This is a genomic window from Streptomyces sp. NBC_00443, from assembly GCF_036014175.1.
Taxonomy (GTDB): domain Bacteria; phylum Actinomycetota; class Actinomycetes; order Streptomycetales; family Streptomycetaceae; genus Streptomyces.
Genome location: NZ_CP107917.1, coordinates 8,653,877 through 8,669,843, shown reverse-complemented (window position 1 = coordinate 8,669,843; position 15,967 = coordinate 8,653,877). Strand labels below are relative to the sequence as shown.

General features: G+C 71.6%; 13 protein-coding genes and 1 pseudogene. 9 read left to right on the top strand and 5 right to left on the bottom strand.

The genetic code is table 11. From position 1 onward, the window contains the following. The first annotated feature begins 10 nt into the window (after positions 1-10). From OHO27_RS39555 to OHO27_RS39540, 4 genes are all read left to right on the top strand, one after another. Positions 11-1,987, top strand: coding sequence for an FHA domain-containing protein (locus tag OHO27_RS39555; protein WP_328429737.1), 1,977 nt, complete (start codon positions 11-13; stop codon positions 1,985-1,987). Positions 1,988-2,261: 274 nt separating this feature from the next. Further along, entirely contained in the window at positions 2,262-3,254 is a 993-nt protein-coding gene (gene dhaK / locus OHO27_RS39550; protein WP_328429736.1) for a dihydroxyacetone kinase subunit DhaK, read from the top strand. Positions 3,255-3,300: 46 nt separating this feature from the next. Next, complete coding sequence (gene dhaL, locus OHO27_RS39545; protein ID WP_328429735.1) at positions 3,301-3,900, top strand: dihydroxyacetone kinase subunit DhaL; 600 nt, start codon at positions 3,301-3,303, stop codon at positions 3,898-3,900. 4 nt (positions 3,901-3,904) lie between these two features. Continuing rightward, entirely contained in the window at positions 3,905-4,315 is a 411-nt protein-coding gene (locus OHO27_RS39540; RefSeq protein ID WP_328430686.1) for a PTS-dependent dihydroxyacetone kinase phosphotransferase subunit DhaM, read from the top strand. Positions 4,316-4,399: 84 nt separating this feature from the next. Here OHO27_RS39540 and OHO27_RS39535 read toward each other — a convergent pair whose 3' ends face one another. Further along, the gene (locus OHO27_RS39535; RefSeq protein WP_328429734.1) at positions 4,400-5,062 is read right to left on the bottom strand and encodes a TetR/AcrR family transcriptional regulator; all 663 of its coding nucleotides are present in this window, start codon (positions 5,060-5,062) and stop codon (positions 4,400-4,402) included. A gap of 156 nt (positions 5,063-5,218) precedes the next feature. Here OHO27_RS39535 and OHO27_RS39530 point away from each other — a divergent pair, with 156 nt between their 5' ends. The 3 genes from OHO27_RS39530 to OHO27_RS39520 all read left to right on the top strand — a co-directional run bounded on the left by OHO27_RS39530 (position 5,219) and on the right by OHO27_RS39520 (position 8,010). Then, the gene (locus OHO27_RS39530; protein WP_328429733.1) at positions 5,219-5,980 is read left to right on the top strand and encodes an SDR family NAD(P)-dependent oxidoreductase; all 762 of its coding nucleotides are present in this window, start codon (positions 5,219-5,221) and stop codon (positions 5,978-5,980) included. Positions 5,981-6,333: 353 nt separating this feature from the next. Beyond that, positions 6,334-7,311, top strand: coding sequence for a fibronectin type III domain-containing protein (locus OHO27_RS39525; protein WP_328429732.1), 978 nt, complete (start codon positions 6,334-6,336; stop codon positions 7,309-7,311). A 165-nt stretch (positions 7,312-7,476) separates the two neighbouring features. Then, positions 7,477-8,010 (top strand): hypothetical protein, encoded by a 534-nt coding sequence (locus OHO27_RS39520; protein ID WP_328429731.1) that lies wholly within the window; start codon positions 7,477-7,479, stop codon positions 8,008-8,010. Between the two features lie 33 nt (positions 8,011-8,043). Here the strand turns inward: OHO27_RS39520 and OHO27_RS39515 are convergent, their stop codons facing one another. Continuing rightward, positions 8,044-8,604, bottom strand: a complete 561-nt coding sequence (locus tag OHO27_RS39515; protein ID WP_328429730.1) for a PadR family transcriptional regulator — start codon at positions 8,602-8,604, stop codon at positions 8,044-8,046. A gap of 54 nt (positions 8,605-8,658) precedes the next feature. Next, positions 8,659-10,673, bottom strand: a pseudogene (locus OHO27_RS39510) (FAD-dependent oxidoreductase). A 389-nt stretch (positions 10,674-11,062) separates the two neighbouring features. Here OHO27_RS39510 and OHO27_RS39505 point away from each other — a divergent pair. Further along, positions 11,063-12,010: a M20 family metallopeptidase gene (locus OHO27_RS39505; protein WP_328430685.1), complete on the top strand. Its 948-nt coding sequence runs from the start codon at positions 11,063-11,065 to the stop codon at positions 12,008-12,010. 19 nt (positions 12,011-12,029) lie between these two features. Here OHO27_RS39505 and OHO27_RS39500 read toward each other — a convergent pair whose 3' ends face one another. Further along, positions 12,030-12,410: a hypothetical protein gene (locus OHO27_RS39500; RefSeq protein WP_328429729.1), complete on the bottom strand. Its 381-nt coding sequence runs from the start codon at positions 12,408-12,410 to the stop codon at positions 12,030-12,032. Between the two features lie 156 nt (positions 12,411-12,566). Continuing rightward, positions 12,567-13,436: a hypothetical protein gene (locus OHO27_RS39495; RefSeq protein ID WP_328429728.1), complete on the bottom strand. Its 870-nt coding sequence runs from the start codon at positions 13,434-13,436 to the stop codon at positions 12,567-12,569. A gap of 270 nt (positions 13,437-13,706) precedes the next feature. On the opposite strand from OHO27_RS39495, the gene OHO27_RS39490 reads away from it, so the two are divergent. Continuing rightward, the gene (locus tag OHO27_RS39490) at positions 13,707-15,788 is read left to right on the top strand and encodes a SpoIIE family protein phosphatase (protein WP_328429727.1); all 2,082 of its coding nucleotides are present in this window, start codon (positions 13,707-13,709) and stop codon (positions 15,786-15,788) included. Positions 15,789-15,967: the final 179 nt, after the last annotated feature.

Below are 15,967 nucleotides of genomic sequence, written 5' to 3'. Positions count from 1 at the left end.
GAGTACGCAGGTGCCGTCGATCATCGTGGGACAGACCGGTCCCTTCACCGGTCAGAGTGTGGTTCTGGACGGTGCACCGCTGACCCTCGGCCGTAAGGGCGACAACGGCATCGTGCTTGTGAGCGCCAATGCCTCGCGCCTGCACGCCGAGATCGTCCCGGAGGACGCCGGGTTCGTCCTGTACGACCGTGACAGCCGCAACGGCACGTACGTCAACGACGAACGCGTCACGCGACACGTGCTGCGTCCCAACGACTGCATACGAATAGGCGACGAGACCTTCCTCTACGAGGCGCAGGAAGCGATGGAGACGGTCATGGACCTCTCCCTCCTCAACTCCCCGCGCATCGACCCGAACGCCGACTCCGGAACCCTGCGCGTCACGGTCACCGGCGGTGGCCCGGTCGGCCTCGCCTTCGCCCTGGCGCTGGAGGAGCAACTCCGGGGACGTGCCCGGATCACCGTGTACGACGCCCGTTGGCGCAAGGAAGGCTCCACCGTCGTCTGGAAGGACGAGCAGCACGGCAACGTACGGCGCCAGCAGGTCGTGACCGTACAGAGCCGCCAGTATCTGGCGCTGTCCGAGGAGGTCCGCTCGGCACTGTTCGACAACACGGCCGGCTACTCGGAGATGTGGCCCGTCGGACCGGACTCGGTGGACGGCCGTCCGCCGCGCAACATCCGTATCTCCTACGTCGAGGACCAGTTGCTGGAGCTGGCCAACAGGCGCGAGGCCATCAGGCTGGTCCCCAAGCGCTTCGATGTGGAGGAGCAGCAGAGCCGGCTCGCCCAGGACCACGTGCTCGTCATCGCCGAGGGCGGGCGTTCCCGTACCCGCGAACACTATGCCGACCGCTTCGGAACGGCCGACGCCTCGATCTACTCCCTCGACGGTGAGCACCTGCGGGACATCGTGCTGGGGCTGCGGGTGAAGTCGACGCTGCCGGACCCGATGAGCGTCCTGCTCACCGTGTCCCAGAACCGCTTTCTGCTCAACTCGCTGCGCGGCGAGGGCTTCCTGAACATGCGGCTCACCCGCGAGGAGGCCGAGGACGTGATCGGCATCGATCCGGTCCGCAAGGTCTTCGAAGAGTGCATCGCCGCCCGTCCCTGCGTCATGACCCGCGGCGAGCACAACGAGTTCACCTGCCCCACGCACGGAACCCTGTTCCTGCCGGCGCTGCTGCAGGGTTCGCCGCTGTGGAAGCGGATCCTGGAGGGCCTGAAGATGTTCGGGGTGCCCGAGGAGGACCTGTCCGCGGTCACCTCTTTCCGTCTGGACATGGTGCAGCGCCCGCGTTTCACGGCCCAGCTCAGCCGGCCCACCGCGAAGACCCCGGGAACCTTCGGCTTCCTGCTGGGTGATGCGGCGAACGCCATCCACTTCTGGCCCGGCCGCGGCCTCAACAGCGGCCTGGCGTCGGCCACTTCGCTCGCCCGCTCCCTCAGCCGGGTCTGGCAGGGCCGACCGCTGCGCGACGCCGACTTCATCCGGCACGAGGCGGCGATGTCGATGCTTCAGTACCGGCACAAGTCCCGGGCCTGGAACGCGATGGTGGCCACCGACGACGAGGGCATCACCCGCGCCATCAAGGACATCGTCGCCCGCAGCATGCAGCCGGGCGAGGGCTCCGCGGCGCGCCGCTCCGACCTGGACCTCCTGCTCGACCGCATGGTCGCCATCCGTGAGCGGCTGTCGTCCCGCCTGCCGGGCATGCCGACCGACGAGGTGCTGCGCGCCCACCTCGCCGAGCTCACCCCGGAGACCCTGCGCACGCTTCAGGAGAGCGGGGCCTGGGACACCCTGATCGTCAGCGGTGAGGAGGCCGACATCGACATCTTCTACCAGTCGGAAGTCCCCGTCTTCGTTCCCCGCCCTCCCCGACCCGCGCACCGACCTCGCGCCGCAGGTGCCGCAAGAGGCCAATTTCCTCAACCCGCACAACGCGGGCCCGGCCGTCGCATCGTCGTGAGCCGGCGCCCGTGACGGGTGCCGCCCCGTGGTCCGGCGGCCGGTGAGCGGCCGCCGTTCCCCTATTTCGGCTGGTCAGCGCCCTCGAGCACCCGCGCACGTGACCTTCGCTGCCGCAAGGGCGATACTGCCGACATCAGGGCTTCGGCGACGACACGCCCTGTCGCCGGAACCTCCCGTACCCACCCACGACCGCCACGGACCGCCAAGATCGAAGCCTTGCCCCACCTGTCCTGACCTGGACAAGCACAGGTCAGGAGGCCGGCGCCAGTCTCACCAGGAGGTACCCATGAAGATGCTGATCAACGTCGCGGAGACCGTGGTCGCGGACGCACTGCGCGGAATGGCTGCCGCTCATCCCGAGCTGGTCGTCGATGTGGACAACCGGGTGATCGTTCGGCGAGACGCGCCCGTGGAGGGGAAGGTCGCCCTCATTTCCGGCGGCGGGTCGGGGCACGAGCCGCTGCACGGTGGATTCGTCGGTCCGGGGATGCTGTCCGCGGCCTGTCCCGGTGAGGTGTTCACGTCGCCGGTGCCCGACCAGATGGCGCGGGCCGCGGCCGCCGTGGACAGCGGGGCGGGTGTGCTGTTCATCGTGAAGAACTACACGGGCGACGTCCTCAACTTCGACATGGCCGCCGAGCTGGCCGAGGACGAGGGCATCCAGGTCGCGAAGGTGCTCGTCAACGACGACGTGGCGGTCACCGACAGCCTCTACACGGCCGGGCGGCGCGGCACGGGCGCGACCCTGTTCGTGGAGAAGATCGCCGGTGCCGCCGCCGACGAGGGGCAGCCGCTGGAGCGGGTCGAGGCGGTCGGGCGGCAGGTCAACGAGAACTCCCGCAGCTTCGGCGTCGCCCTCAGCGCCTGCACCACCCCCGCCAAGGGCAGCCCCACCTTCGATCTGCCGCCCGGCGAGCTGGAGTTGGGCATCGGCATCCACGGCGAGCCCGGCCGGGAACGGCGCGCGATGATGACCTCGGGCGAGATCGCCGAATTCTCGGTGGGCGCGATCCTGGACGACATGACCCCGCGCAACCCCGTGCTCGTCCTGGTCAACGGCATGGGCGCGACACCGCTGTTGGAGCTGTACGGCTTCAACGCCGAGGTCCAGCGGGTACTCGCCCAGCGCGGAGTGACCGTCGCCCACACGCTCGTCGGCAACTACGTCACCTCCCTCGACATGGCCGGCGCCTCGGTCACCCTGTGCCAGGTCGACGAGGAGCTGCTGCGGCTGTGGAACGCGCCGGTGAAGACGCCGGGGCTGCGGTGGGGTATGTGATCCGGAGCCGGACGACCGCAACGCACCTGCCATGCAAGGAGATCCAGTGCTCGACGCCGATTTCTTCCGCCGTTGGATGACGGCGACCGCCGCCTCCGTCGACCGTGAGGCGGAACGGCTCACCTCCCTCGACTCACCCATCGGGGACGCCGACCACGGCAGCAACCTGCACCGCGGGTTCACCGCCGTCGCGGCGGCGCTGGAGAAGGAGGCCCCGCAGACGCCCGGTGCGATCCTGATGCTCGCCGGGCGCCAGCTGATCTCGACGGTCGGCGGGGCGTCCGGTCCGCTGTACGGGACCCTGCTGCGCCGGACCGGCAAGGCCCTCGGCGACGCCGGCGAGGTGAGCGAGGACCAGTTCGGCCAGGCGCTGCGGGCCGGGGTGGACGCGGTCATGACGCTCGGGGGTGCTGCGCCGGGCGACAAGACCATGATCGACGCGTTGGTGCCGGCCGTGGACGCGCTCGGTGACGGTTTCGCCGCAGCGCGGGCCGCCGCCGAGGAGGGTGCCCTGGCGACGACGCCGTTGCAGGCCCGCAAGGGGCGGGCGAGCTATCTCGGCGAGCGCAGCATCGGCCACCAGGATCCCGGCGCCACGTCATCGGCGCTGCTGATCGCGGCACTGGCGGAGGCGAACGGTGAGTGAGGCGATGAAGGACCAGGGACTCGTAGGCGTCGTGCTGGTCTCGCACAGCGCGCAGGTGGCCGCGTCGGTCGCCGAGCTGGCCCAGGGGCTCGCGGGCGGCTCGACGACCGTGCCGGTGGCCCCGGCGGGCGGCACCGAGGGTGGCGAGCTCGGCACCAGCTCCGAACTGATCGCCGCAGCTGCCGCCTCCGTCGACCGCGGCGCCGGGGTGGCGGTCCTCACCGACCTGGGCAGCGCGGTCCTCACCGTCAAGGCCCTCCTCGCGGAGGGCGACGAACTCCCCGACAACACACGCCTGGTGGACGCCCCGTTCGTCGAGGGCGCGGTGGCCGCGGTCGTCACGGCAGCGACGGGCGCCGACCTGGCGGCGGTGGAGGCGGCGGCTGCGGAGGCGTACACGTACCGGAAGGTGTGAGTCGGCATACTGCAGCCGGGGCCTTGACGGCCAATGCACGGGGCCTCGGCACCCTGCCGCCCGCCTCCCCTACCTGACCCCCTCCTACCTGACCCCCTCCGCCGCAACCCCCAACGCCGAACGCAACGTCGCCGCCAGTTCGGTCTGGGCCGTCGTGCGGTCGGGGTGGGTGTCGGCCGTGTGCCAGGCGTAGTGCTCGACCGCGGCGCGCAGGGCCGCGTTGAAGATCGCTGCCTGGATCGTGGGGCGGAGGTCGTCGGCTGGTAGGCCGGCCCGTTCGGCGAGGGCGCGGGCGAACGCCGGTTCGGCCTCGTCGTAGGTCTGGAGCCAGATCGCGCGCAGGCCGGGCTCGGTACGGGTCAGCCGTACCAGCGCGCCGACGGTCGCGCGGTCGGGGCCGGCGAGTTCGTGCTGCTCGTCCGCGAGTTCCTGGTCGAGGAGTTCCTCCAGGGGCTGCCCGGGTCGCCAGCGCCGCAGGCAGTCGGCGAGCAGGTCGATCCCGGCCGAGAAGAGCGGCCGTACGCAGTTCTCCTTGCTCGGGAAGTAGCGCCACACGGTCCGCGAGGAGACTCCGACCGCCGCTCCGATCTGCTCGCCCGTGGTCGCCGCCACGCCCTGGGTGACGAACAGGTCCACGGCCGCCCGCGCGATCTCCAGCCGGATCTCGGCCTTGCGCTCAGCGGTCAGGGGCGGTCGCCCCGTGGGTCGGCTCGCGACTTGGCTCGTACGTCCACGGGCTGCGGTCATGGTGTCCTCCGGCCGATGCTGATCGCTCTCCCGCGAATCCTCCCCGACGACTTTATGTCACGCAGAGACATTAAGTCGTATGGTGAGGCACCGGTCGCGGTCGACACGCCGCCCGGCGGACGGGACACCCCCTCAACACACGCATGGGAGCACTTCATGAGCGGCGGACTGGACGGACGCAGCGTCATCGTCACCGGAGCAGGCTCGGGCATCGGGCGCGCGGCCGCCCTGGCATTCGCGAGGGTGGGCGCCCGGGTCGTGGTGGCGGACCTCGACGCCGAGGGCGCGGATGCGGTCGTCAAGGAGATCGGGCAGGCGGGCGGCGGCGCGGTCGCGGTGCCGGGCGACCTGAGCGAACAGGCCGTCGTGGACCGGGTCGTCGAGACCGCCGTCGAACGCTTCGGCGGCGTCGACGTCCTGGTCAACAACGCCGGGATCATGGATCGCATGTCGGCCGTGGCGGACGTCACCGACGCCGAGTGGGAGCGGGTCATACGGGTCAACCTCTCCGCCCCGTTCCTGCTCACCCGGGCCGCGCTGCCGCACATGCTGGCGGCGGGCCGGGGCGCCATCGTGAACACGGCGTCGGAGGCCGGCCTGCGGGGCAGTGCGGCCGGTGCCGCGTACACGGCGTCGAAGCACGGCGTGGTGGGGCTGACGAAGTCCCTCGCGGTGATGTACCGCAAGCAGGGAATCCGGGCGAACGCCATCGCCCCGGGCGGCACTCGGACGGGCATAGCCGTGGACGCGGCACAGGACGCGCACGGGCCGGCCGCCCTCGGCCCCCACTTCGTCAACCTCGGCAGGCTGGCCGAGCCCGAGGAGCAGGCCGCCGCCATCGTGTTCCTCGCCTCGGACGCGGCGAGCAACATCAACGGCGTGATCCTGCCGGTCGACGACGGCTGGTCGGCTGTCTGACGGCTGCCTGACGACTGTCCGACGGCCCCTCACTCACCGACGACGACACGACGGCCCGGCGACACGACGACCGCCCCGAACTACCGCCAGGGGCCGGGGGCCTGAGTCCGCGACAGGACCCGGCCGCCCGGCCACCCACGTCCGGCGCGGGGTCAGCGACGACAGCGGGCCCGCGCAGGCGGCATGAACTCCCCAGCGCTCAGGGTGAGTTCAGCCGTGAGGGGCTTCAGCATACGTAATCCCCCGGAGGGGCCACCAACGACCACCACCTGCCGCCCTCTTGATGTGATCGTGTCAGCCGCGTCATATTGGTCCGGACCATTGCCGCGAGGCCGCCCCCGGGAGGCAGAGTCGTGCGACGCGTTCTGGCACTCTTTTCCGCCCTCTGCGCGGCGCTCGCGCTGCTCTCGTCCTGTACGTGGGGCGGAGCGGACGGGGACGGAGCCCGGCCGCCCGGGGCGCCCACGGGTGTCACGGCCGCGGCGGGCAGCGCGACCAGCGTGCATGTCATGTGGACCGCGGTCTCCACGGAAGGCGGCGTCCGCGTCTACGAGGTGTATCGGGGCCCTACGAAGGTCAAGGAAGTGCCGGGCTCCGCACACATGGTGGATGTCACCATGCTCAAGCCCGCCACCACATATGCGTTCACCGTCCGGGCCCGTGACACGGACGGGCGTCTCGGGCCGCCGAGCAAGGAGGTCCGGGCGACGACTCCCAGGGCCGTGGCCGCCGACCGTGCGGCCCCGACGCGGCCGGGGAAGCTCACCGGCCGGGCGGTCGGCAGCCGAGCGGTTCAGCTGTCGTGGTCGGCGGCCACGGACGACCGGGACGTGGTGTCGTACGACATCCATCAGGGCGGCACGAAGATCCACAGTGTGGGCGGCAACCAGACGGCGACCGTGGTCACCGGGCTCAGGCCGGGCACCCGCTACTCCTTCACCGTCCGGGCCCGCGACGCGGCCGACAACCTGTCACCGGCCACGGCGCCCGTGCGGATCACCACGCCCGGCACCGACGACGGGCGCGGCACCGCGCCGACCGCCTTCCGGGCGACGACCCATCGCGCGGACGGGGCGTACCACCTCGACCTGAGCTGGGTGCCGCCGCGCACGGACGGCGTCGTGGCGGAGTACCAGATCCAGCTCGACGGGACGGCGGCCACCTCGCTGGTGTACGGCGGAAACCCGCCGCGCGACAAGGCCACGTACAGCTTCTACCTGGGTCCCGACGCCGGGGTCAGCCACCGGGTGCGGATCCGGGGCAGGCTGCCGGACGGCACCTGGGGCGGCTTCTCGGCCCAGCGGACGGTGACGACCGGCGCGCAGGGCTGACATCCGGTCCGGTCCCCCGGATGCAGCAAGGAGTCACCTGACCGGGGGCGGTCCGCATGCGGGGCGGACCCGGGGCGCGTTGGCTGCCCCTGAGGCAGCACGGGCGTTCCCGACCCCAGGCGGCGCAAGGGATGTACCGCCAACCGTGCCGCCGGAGGGCATTCCATGCGCAATTCATCGCTCTTCCTCCGCTCGGGCCTGACCGTGGCAGCCGCCTCACTCCCCTTCGTCGTGGCCGCCGGTCCGGCCGCCGCGCAATCGGGGATCTCCGTGAGCACCACCGGGTCAACGGTCTCCGTCACGACCAGTGCGTGCACCAATGTCAACGGCAGCTGGGGCACCGCCTCGCTGCTCACCAGCAGCCAGGCGAACTTCTCGCAGGGGCGTCAGGTCTCCCTGTCCGGCACGGACCGGCTCCAGTCGGCGGCGTGGTCGAGCGTGAACCCGGGCACCTACACCGTCATCGTCGTGTGCTCCAATGGCTCGACGGCGGGCACCCAGTCGGTCATCGTCTCGACCAGTCCGACCCGCAGACCCACCCCCAGCACCTCACCCTCGCGCGGCGTGATGGGCGGTGTGGGCGGTTCCTCGACGGACTTCGGCACCCTCACGCTGGTGGGCGGCGGCGTCCTGGTGGGCGCGGGTGGCCTGGCCGCGGCCTGGTATCTGCGCCGCAAGGCCAAGCCGTACCGGCTCTGAGGGCCGGGCCCCAGGCACAGCTGCCGGGCCGGCTCACGCAGGCTCCCGCCCCGGCAGCTCGGCGAACTCCTCCAGCGCGTGCGTGAGCCACCGCGTCCAGAAGGTCTCCAGATCGATGCCGGCGCGCAGCACCAGGTGCCGCAACCGGTCCTGGGAGCTGTCCTTGCCGGGCGGGAAGTCGCGCTGCTCGATCTGCTCGTACTCGTCCAACTGCCGCTGATGCAGATCGAGATGGCGCCGCAGATCGGCTTTGATGCCCTCGATGCCCTCGGTCCCCACCACCGCCGCGGCACGCATCCGCAGCAGCAGGGTGTCGCGGTGGGGCCTCGGGTCCTGGGACGCGGCCGTCCAGCGGGCCAGTTCGGCGCGGCCCGCGGGCAGGACGTCGTAGGACTTCTTCTGCCCGCGGGCCGGCTGCTCGCTCGGCAGGGTGCGGATGAACCCCTCGCCCTCCAGTTTTCCCAGCTCGCGATAGATCTGCTGATGCGTCGCCGACCAGAAGTACCCGATCGACTTGTCGAAGCGGCGGGTCAGCTCCAGCCCCGAGGACGGCTTTTCGAGCAGGGCGGTGAGGATCGCGTGCGGGAGTGACATGGGGCTCATCCTAGGGACGCGAGGAGGTCGTCCTACGGACACGACCACTCACCGCTACAGGCTCGCCGCCAGCTCCGTGCCCTGCTTGATGGCCCGCTTGGCGTCCAGTTCGGCGGCCACGTCGGCGCCGCCGATGAGGTGCGCGCTGCGGCCCGCGGCGATGAGCGCCTCGTACAGGTCGCGACGCGGCTCCTGCCCGGTGCACAGCACGATCGTGTCGACCTCGAGGACCGTGCTCTCCTCGCCGACGGTGACATGCAGTCCGGCGTCGTCGATACGGTCGTAGCGCACGCCCGGGACCATGGTGACGCCACGGTGCTTGAGCTCGGCGCGGTGGATCCAGCCGGTGGTCTTGCCGAGGCCCGCGCCGACCTTGCTGGTCTTGCGCTGGAGCAGGTGGACGGTGCGCGGCGGGGCGGGCCGCTCGGGCGCGGCGAGGCCGCCGGGGCCCGTGTAGTCCATGTCGACGCCCCAGAGGCGGAAGTACGTCTCGGGGTCCTCGCTCGCCTTGTCGCCGCCGTCGGTGAGGAACTCGGCGACGTCGAAGCCGATGCCGCCCGCGCCGAGGACGGCGACGCGTTCGCCGACGTGGGCCTGGTCGCGCAGGACGTCGAGGTAGCCCACGACGCTCGGGTGGTCGACGCCGGGGATGTCCGGGGTGCGCGGGCTGACGCCGGTGGCGACCACGACCTCGTCGTAGCCGGCGAGGTCGTCGGCCGCCACCCGGCTGTTCAGCCGTACGTCCACGCCCTGCCAGTCGAGCTGGTGGCGGAAGTAGCGCAGGGTCTCGTCGAACTCCTGCTTGCCGGGGACCTTGCGGGCGACGTTCAGCTGCCCGCCGATCTCGCTCGCGGCGTCGAACAGCGTGACCTCGTGGCCGCGTTCGGCCGCGCTCACGGCACAGGCGAGGCCGGCGGGTCCGGCGCCCACGACGGCGACCCGCAAGCGCCGCCGGGTCGGGGACAGCGTCAGCTCGGTCTCGTGGCAGGCGCGCGGGTTGACCAGGCAGGACGTGATCTTGCCGCTGAAGGTGTGGTCGAGGCAGGCCTGATTGCAGCCGATGCAGGTGTTGATGGCCTCGGGTTTCCCGGCGGCGGCCTTGGCGACGAAGTCCGGGTCGGCGAGCATCGGGCGGGCCATGGACACCATGTCCGCGCAGCCGTCGGCCAGCAACTCCTCGGCCAGTTCGGGGGTGTTGATGCGGTTGGTGGTGACGAGCGGGACCGACACCTCGCCCATCAGCCGCTTCGTCACCCAGGTGTACGCGCCGCGGGGCACCGAGGTGGCGATGGTCGGGATGCGCGCCTCGTGCCAGCCGATGCCGGTGTTGATGATCGTCGCCCCGGCGGCCTCGACGGCCTTCGCGAGCGTGATCACCTCGTCGAGGGTCGAACCGCCGGGCACGAGGTCCAGCATGGACAGCCGGTAGACGATGATGAAGTCCTCGCCGACGGCCTCGCGCACCCGCCGCACGATCTCGACCGGAAAGCGCATCCGGTTCGCGTACGCGCCGCCCCAGCGGTCGGTACGGCGGTTGGTCTGCCTGGCGATGAACTCGTTGATGAGGTAGCCCTCGGAGCCCATGATCTCCACCCCGTCGTACCCGGCGTGCCGGGCGAGGCGAGCGGCGCGGGCGTAGTCGTCGATGGTCCGCTCGACCTCGGCGTCGACGAGCTCGCGGGGCTGGAAGGGGCTGATCGGCGCCTGGATCGGGCTCGGCGCGACGAGGTCCTGGTGGTAGGCGTACCGGCCGAAGTGCAGGATCTGCATCGCGATCCGGCCGCCCGCGCTGTGCACGGCGTCGGTGATGACCCGGTGCTGCTCGGCCTCGGCCTCCGTGGTGAGCTTGGCGCCGCCCTCGTAGGGCCGCCCCTCGTCGTTGGGCGCGATGCCACCGGTGACGATGAGCCCCACTCCCCGCGCGCCCGCTCGGCGTAGAACGCGGCCATGCGCTCGAAGCCTCGCTCGGCCTCCTCCAGGCCCACGTGCATGGAGCCCATGAGGACGCGGTTGGGCAGCGTGGTGAAGCCCAGGTCGAGCGGGCTCAGCAGGTGCGGGTAACGGCTCATGGGGACCCTCCGTGGGCGGTGTCGTGCCTGACGTAGTTGTAGAGGACCGCACCGGGTTTATGCAACTAGTTGCACAACCGGGGAGGGGTGACACCGACCACTGCCGCCGCCCCCACCCCCGACACCGGCACCGGCCTCGCTCGGGCACAGTGGCGCCATGACCGCACACGGAGGCCCCATGACGGCACACGCCGACGTGATCGATCTCGCCCAGCGCCTGATCCGCCGCCCCAGCCGCGCCGGCATCGACGACTACGGGCCCGTCCTCGGCGTCCTGGAGGACTGGCTCGCCGGGCGGGAGCTGCCGTATCGCCGCCTCTACGGCGACACGGGCAGCGCCGTCGGCCTGCTGATCGAGGTCGCGGGGGCCGGCCCGGCCCTGGTGGGCACTGGACGCCTGCGTCGACACCGCCCCCTACGGCGACGAGACCGCCTGGTCGTTCGCGCCCGACTCCGGCGAGGTCGTCGACGGCTGGCTGCGCGGCAGGGGCGCCGCGGACTCCAAGCACGCCGCGGCGACGTTCTGCGGCATCGCGGCCGACCTGCACGGGCGGGCCGACGCCCTGCACGGCGGGCTCGCGGTGCTCCTCGACGTCGACGAGCACACGGGCGGCTTCGGCGGAGCCCGCGCCTACCTGGCCGATCCGGCTGCGGCGCGCCCGGCCGGGGTGATGATCGGCTACCCGGGGCTCGACGAGGTCGTGGTCGGCGGGCGGGGCCTGTGGCGGGCCACGATCGCGGTGCACGCGGCCTCGGGCCACTCGGGGTCACGCCGCTCCGCACCCGGTGCCATCTCCCGGGCGGCGCATCTCGTACGGCTTCTGGAGGAAGCCGAACTCCCGGGCGCCGACGGCGAGTTCCCCCTGCCGCCGAAGCTGACCGTGACCTCCTGCCACGGCGGCCAGGGCTTCTCGGTGGTGCCCGGCCTGTGCGAGCTGGGCGTCGACATCCGCATCACGCCGGCCTTCGACGCCCGCGCCGCGGAGGAACTGGTCCGCGAGGCGGTGGCCGAGCTGGACGCGAAGGTTCCCGCACCGCGGCCGACCACGATCACGCCGCTGGCGTCCTGGCCGCCGTATCGACTGGGCTCGGGCCGGCAGCCCGCGGCGGCACTGCTGGATGCCGCCGCCGGGGAGGGCGTCGTCGTACGGCCGAAGACCGCCGGCCCGTCGAACATCGGCAACCTGCTCGCGGGCGAGGGCATCCCGGCCACGGGGGGCTTCGGCGTCCGCTACGTGGGGCTGCACGGCGTGGACGAGCGGGCCTGCCTGGCAGACCTGCCCGCCGTCCACGCCGTATACCGGCGTGCCGTGCTCGCCCTGCTGGGCCCGTCATGAGGAGCCCGGGGCGGGCGCGTCACGACCCGCCGGACCGGCTCTCCAGCACCACGTGCAGCTCCCGCTCCTGGTCGCCCGAGGCGGAGGTCAGGTCGTGCACCGTGAACAGGGAGTCCAGCGTCGTACGGAGCCGTTCGATGGCCCAGTAGCCGCCCTGCGCATCGGCCTCGACGGACGCCGAGAGCCGGGCGGGCGCCGGGCACTCCTGGGCGTCCGTCACCTCGAACGTGCCGAGCCACACCATGGGGCGCGTCTCATGGAGCTGCTGCGGCACGTCCTCGGGTCCCCGGTCGGACTCGAAGCACGCATTCAGTGTGTCGAACACGATCCGGGCGTCTTCCTTGCTGCATCCGCTGATCTCGACGGAGACGGGTTCCTCGTGCAGTCGTTCACGGTCCATCGTGATCGCTCCTCTCGTGGCCGCACCGCGGTGTCACGGGTTGCCCGCGGAACCGGACCCCAATCCCAAGAAAAGCACCACGTGCGGCCCGGCACTAGCGGCGGAACCACACCGTCCGCACCCAGGGCAGGCCCTGGCCGCGCGTGAAGCGGCAGCTCATCGCGTGAACCGGTACGTCTTGCTGTCCGTCAGCACGCAGAATCCCGGCGAGATGACGATCACGCGCAGGGTGCCGGTACGCCGGTCGTAGTCGATGCCCTCCGTCTCGAACTCGCCCGAGCAGGAGCTGCGCAGTGGGAGCTGACGCAGGGCCGTGACGTGTCCGGTCACGTCGGACGAGCCGGGCTCGGCGGAGAGGTCGATCTGGAGCAGCGGCTTGGTCATGCCGAAGAGGGTGCCCGCGGGGTCGTCGGAGGCGCACAGCAGCGTCGTGGCGCCGAGGAAGTCGCAGCCCTGGATGTCGCGTACGGCGTGGTCCAGCCGGATGCTGGACGTCCAGGGGAGGTTCGCCGACGGCGACGTGGCGGGGTTGACGCCAGGGGTCGGGTGGACCAGCAGGCGGGTCATGGTGCCCCACTCGCCCGAGACCATCCACTGGCCGCCGGGCGTGACGGCGACGAAGGAGTTGTTCAGCGCCTCCCCGGAGCCCAGCGCGTGGACGTACTCGGACCAGGTCCCGTTCGGCGCCTGCACCCGGAACATCTTGGCGCTGCCGGAGTCCGCCTGGTACGGCTCGATGTAGTAGCCGTTGTAGGAGGCGTCGGGGTCGCCCACGTGGTTCCAGCCGCGGCTGGAGACCGAGGCGGGGATGGTGCCGATGCCCGTGTAACGGTTCGGGCTGTTCGCCGGGACCTCTACGGAGGTCAGCCCCTGGCTCTCGGTCAGCGGGTCGGCGCGGTCGGATCCCACCTCCGTCCAGGTGTCGGCGGCCTGTGCGGGTGTCGCGGTGGACAGCACGGCGGCGGAGGCGAGGGCGACGAGGCAGGTCAGAGCGGTTTGACAACGTTGTCTGGCGCGCAGGGCCATGGGACCGACTCCTTGGGGGGTGGGTGCGGGTCGGCGGACAGTCTGGCGGGCCCGTATGGTCATGTACAGACCAACCGAGCGAACAGGCGCTGTCTGATCGGCCACAGTCACGTGCCCCGGTGATGACTTCGGCGGACGCCCGCCGCCGTGTTGAGGGATGGTGGAGGAGAACGACCAAGGGGGGCCCGAAGACGGTTGAACGCGGTAGAACAAGGGGAGTCGGCACGGGGGAGTGGCGTGCCGCGAGGAGGATGGGCGAAGGCGGTGCGGATGTCAGCAGCCGAACGTCCCGTGGCCGGGGGCGACGAGCCGGTGCGCGGGCCGGTAGGGCCGAGCGGGTTGCTCGATGTGCTCGGCGTGGCTTCGGTCGTGCTGGATATCGAGGGCCGCATCGTGCTGTGGAGCCCCCAGGCCGAGGAACTGTTCGGCTATCCGGCACAGGAGGCGCTGGGCGAGTACGCCGCCCGGATCATGGTCCACGAGCAGTACGTGGATCTGGTCGTCAAGTTGTTCGCCGACGTCATGGAGACCGGTGAGGGCTGGGCCGGGGCGTTCCCGATCCGGCACAAGGACGGCGGCACGCGGCTGGTGGAGTTCCGCAACATGCGGCTCTTGGACGACCAGGGGGACGTCTACGCACTGGGCCTGTGCGCCGACCAGGCGACGGTCCGCCAGGTGGAGCGGGACGTCGCGCTGTCGACCCGGACGATCGCCCAGGCCCCGATCGGGCTGGCCGTCATGGACACCGAGCTGCGCTACGTCTCGGTCAACCCGGCGCTGGCGCAGCTCAACGGCATCCCGGCCGAAGAGCACCTCGGCCGCACACCACGTGAGCTGCTGCCCGATCCCGACGCCGCCGAGGCGATCGAAACAGCCCTGCGCGAGGTGCTGCGGACCGGAGACGCGCTCATCAACCAGCGCATCATGGGCCGGACCCTGGCCGACCCGGACGTAATGCATTTCTGGTCCATCTCGCTGTACCGGCTGGAGGACTCCGCCGGGACAGTGCTCGGTGTGGCCGGCATGGCAGTGGACATCACCGAGCAGCACCAGGCCGCCGTCGAGACCGAGACGGCACGGCGGCGTCTGGCCCTGATCGCCGACGCCTCCGCGCGCATCGGCACCACACTGGAGCTGGACCGCACGGCACACGAGCTGGCCGAGGTCGCCGTGCCGGAACTCGCCGACGTGGCGGCCGTGGATCTGCTGGAAGCCGTGGTGGAGGGCAGACGCAGCGTCCTCGGGCCCGCGGAATCGGCCGTGATCCGCGCCCTGGCCGTCAAGGCGGAGCACGACACGGTGGCCCTCGACGCCGCCGACCAGCCCGGCCAGGTGGCCCGCTACGGCCCCGACCGCCTGGTCACGGAGTGTGTGCGCACGGCCGGCCCGGTCATGGTGGCGCATGTCGAGGAGAAGGACCTGACGCGCATCGCCCGCTCCCCCGAGGCCGCCGTCCAGCTGGGCCGCGCGGGCGTGCACTCCTATCTGGCGGTGCCGCTGATCGCGCGCGGCGAAGTCCTCGGCGCCCTCGATCTCAAGCGCACCCGCAATCCGCTGCCGTTCAGCGAGGACGACCTGCTGCTCGCCCGTGAGTTGGCGTCCCGCGCGGCCGTGCAGATCGACAACGCCCGCTGGTACCAGAACGCCCGCGACATCGCCCTCACCCTGCAGCGCAGCCTGCTGCCCAGCCATCCTCCGGTGACCGGCGGCCTGGAGGTCGCCTCCCGCTACCAGCCCGCGGGCGCCAGCGCCGAGGTCGGCGGCGACTGGTTCGACGTGATTCCGCTGGAGGGCGGCAAGACCGCGCTCGTCGTCGGCGACGTGATGGGCAGCGGCATCGACGCCGCGACCACCATGGGCCGGCTGCGCACCGCGACGCACACGCTGGCCTCCCTCGACCTCGAACCTGCCCGGCTCCTGGAGCACCTCGACAAGATCACCGAGGGCCTCGACCACTCCATCGCCACCTGCGTCTACGTCGTCCACGACCCGCAGCAGCGCCAGTGCCGGATCGCCAACGCGGGACACCTGCCGCCGGCCCGCCTCCGCCCCGGCCGGAACCCGCAGTTCCTCGAACTGCCCACCGGGGTACCGCTGGGCGTCGGCGGAGTCGCGTTCTCCACGACGACGGTCGACCTCGAACCCGGTGACCGCCTGGTCCTCTACACCGACGGCCTCGTCGAGACCCGCCAGCACCCGCTCGACGAACGCCTGGCCGCCCTCCTGGAACTCCTCGACGGCCCCGACCGTCCGCTGGAGGAGGTCTGCGACCTCCTGCTGCGCACCCTCCACCAGCCCGAGAACTCCGACGACGTGGCGCTGCTCATCGCCCGTGTTCTGCCGCCTGGTTGACCGCCGGGGCGGGTGGTCCGCCAGGGCCTGTCGTTTGGATCATGCGGGCGTCGCGGGGTCTGGCACGCACATCTGCCGCGTTGTCGTCGGTTGCCGACTCCCCCACTCTCGACTTCGCTCGAGCGGGGGGACCCCCATCGCGTCGCCGCCCTCCTCCGCCTTGCAGCTGCACGCACCAG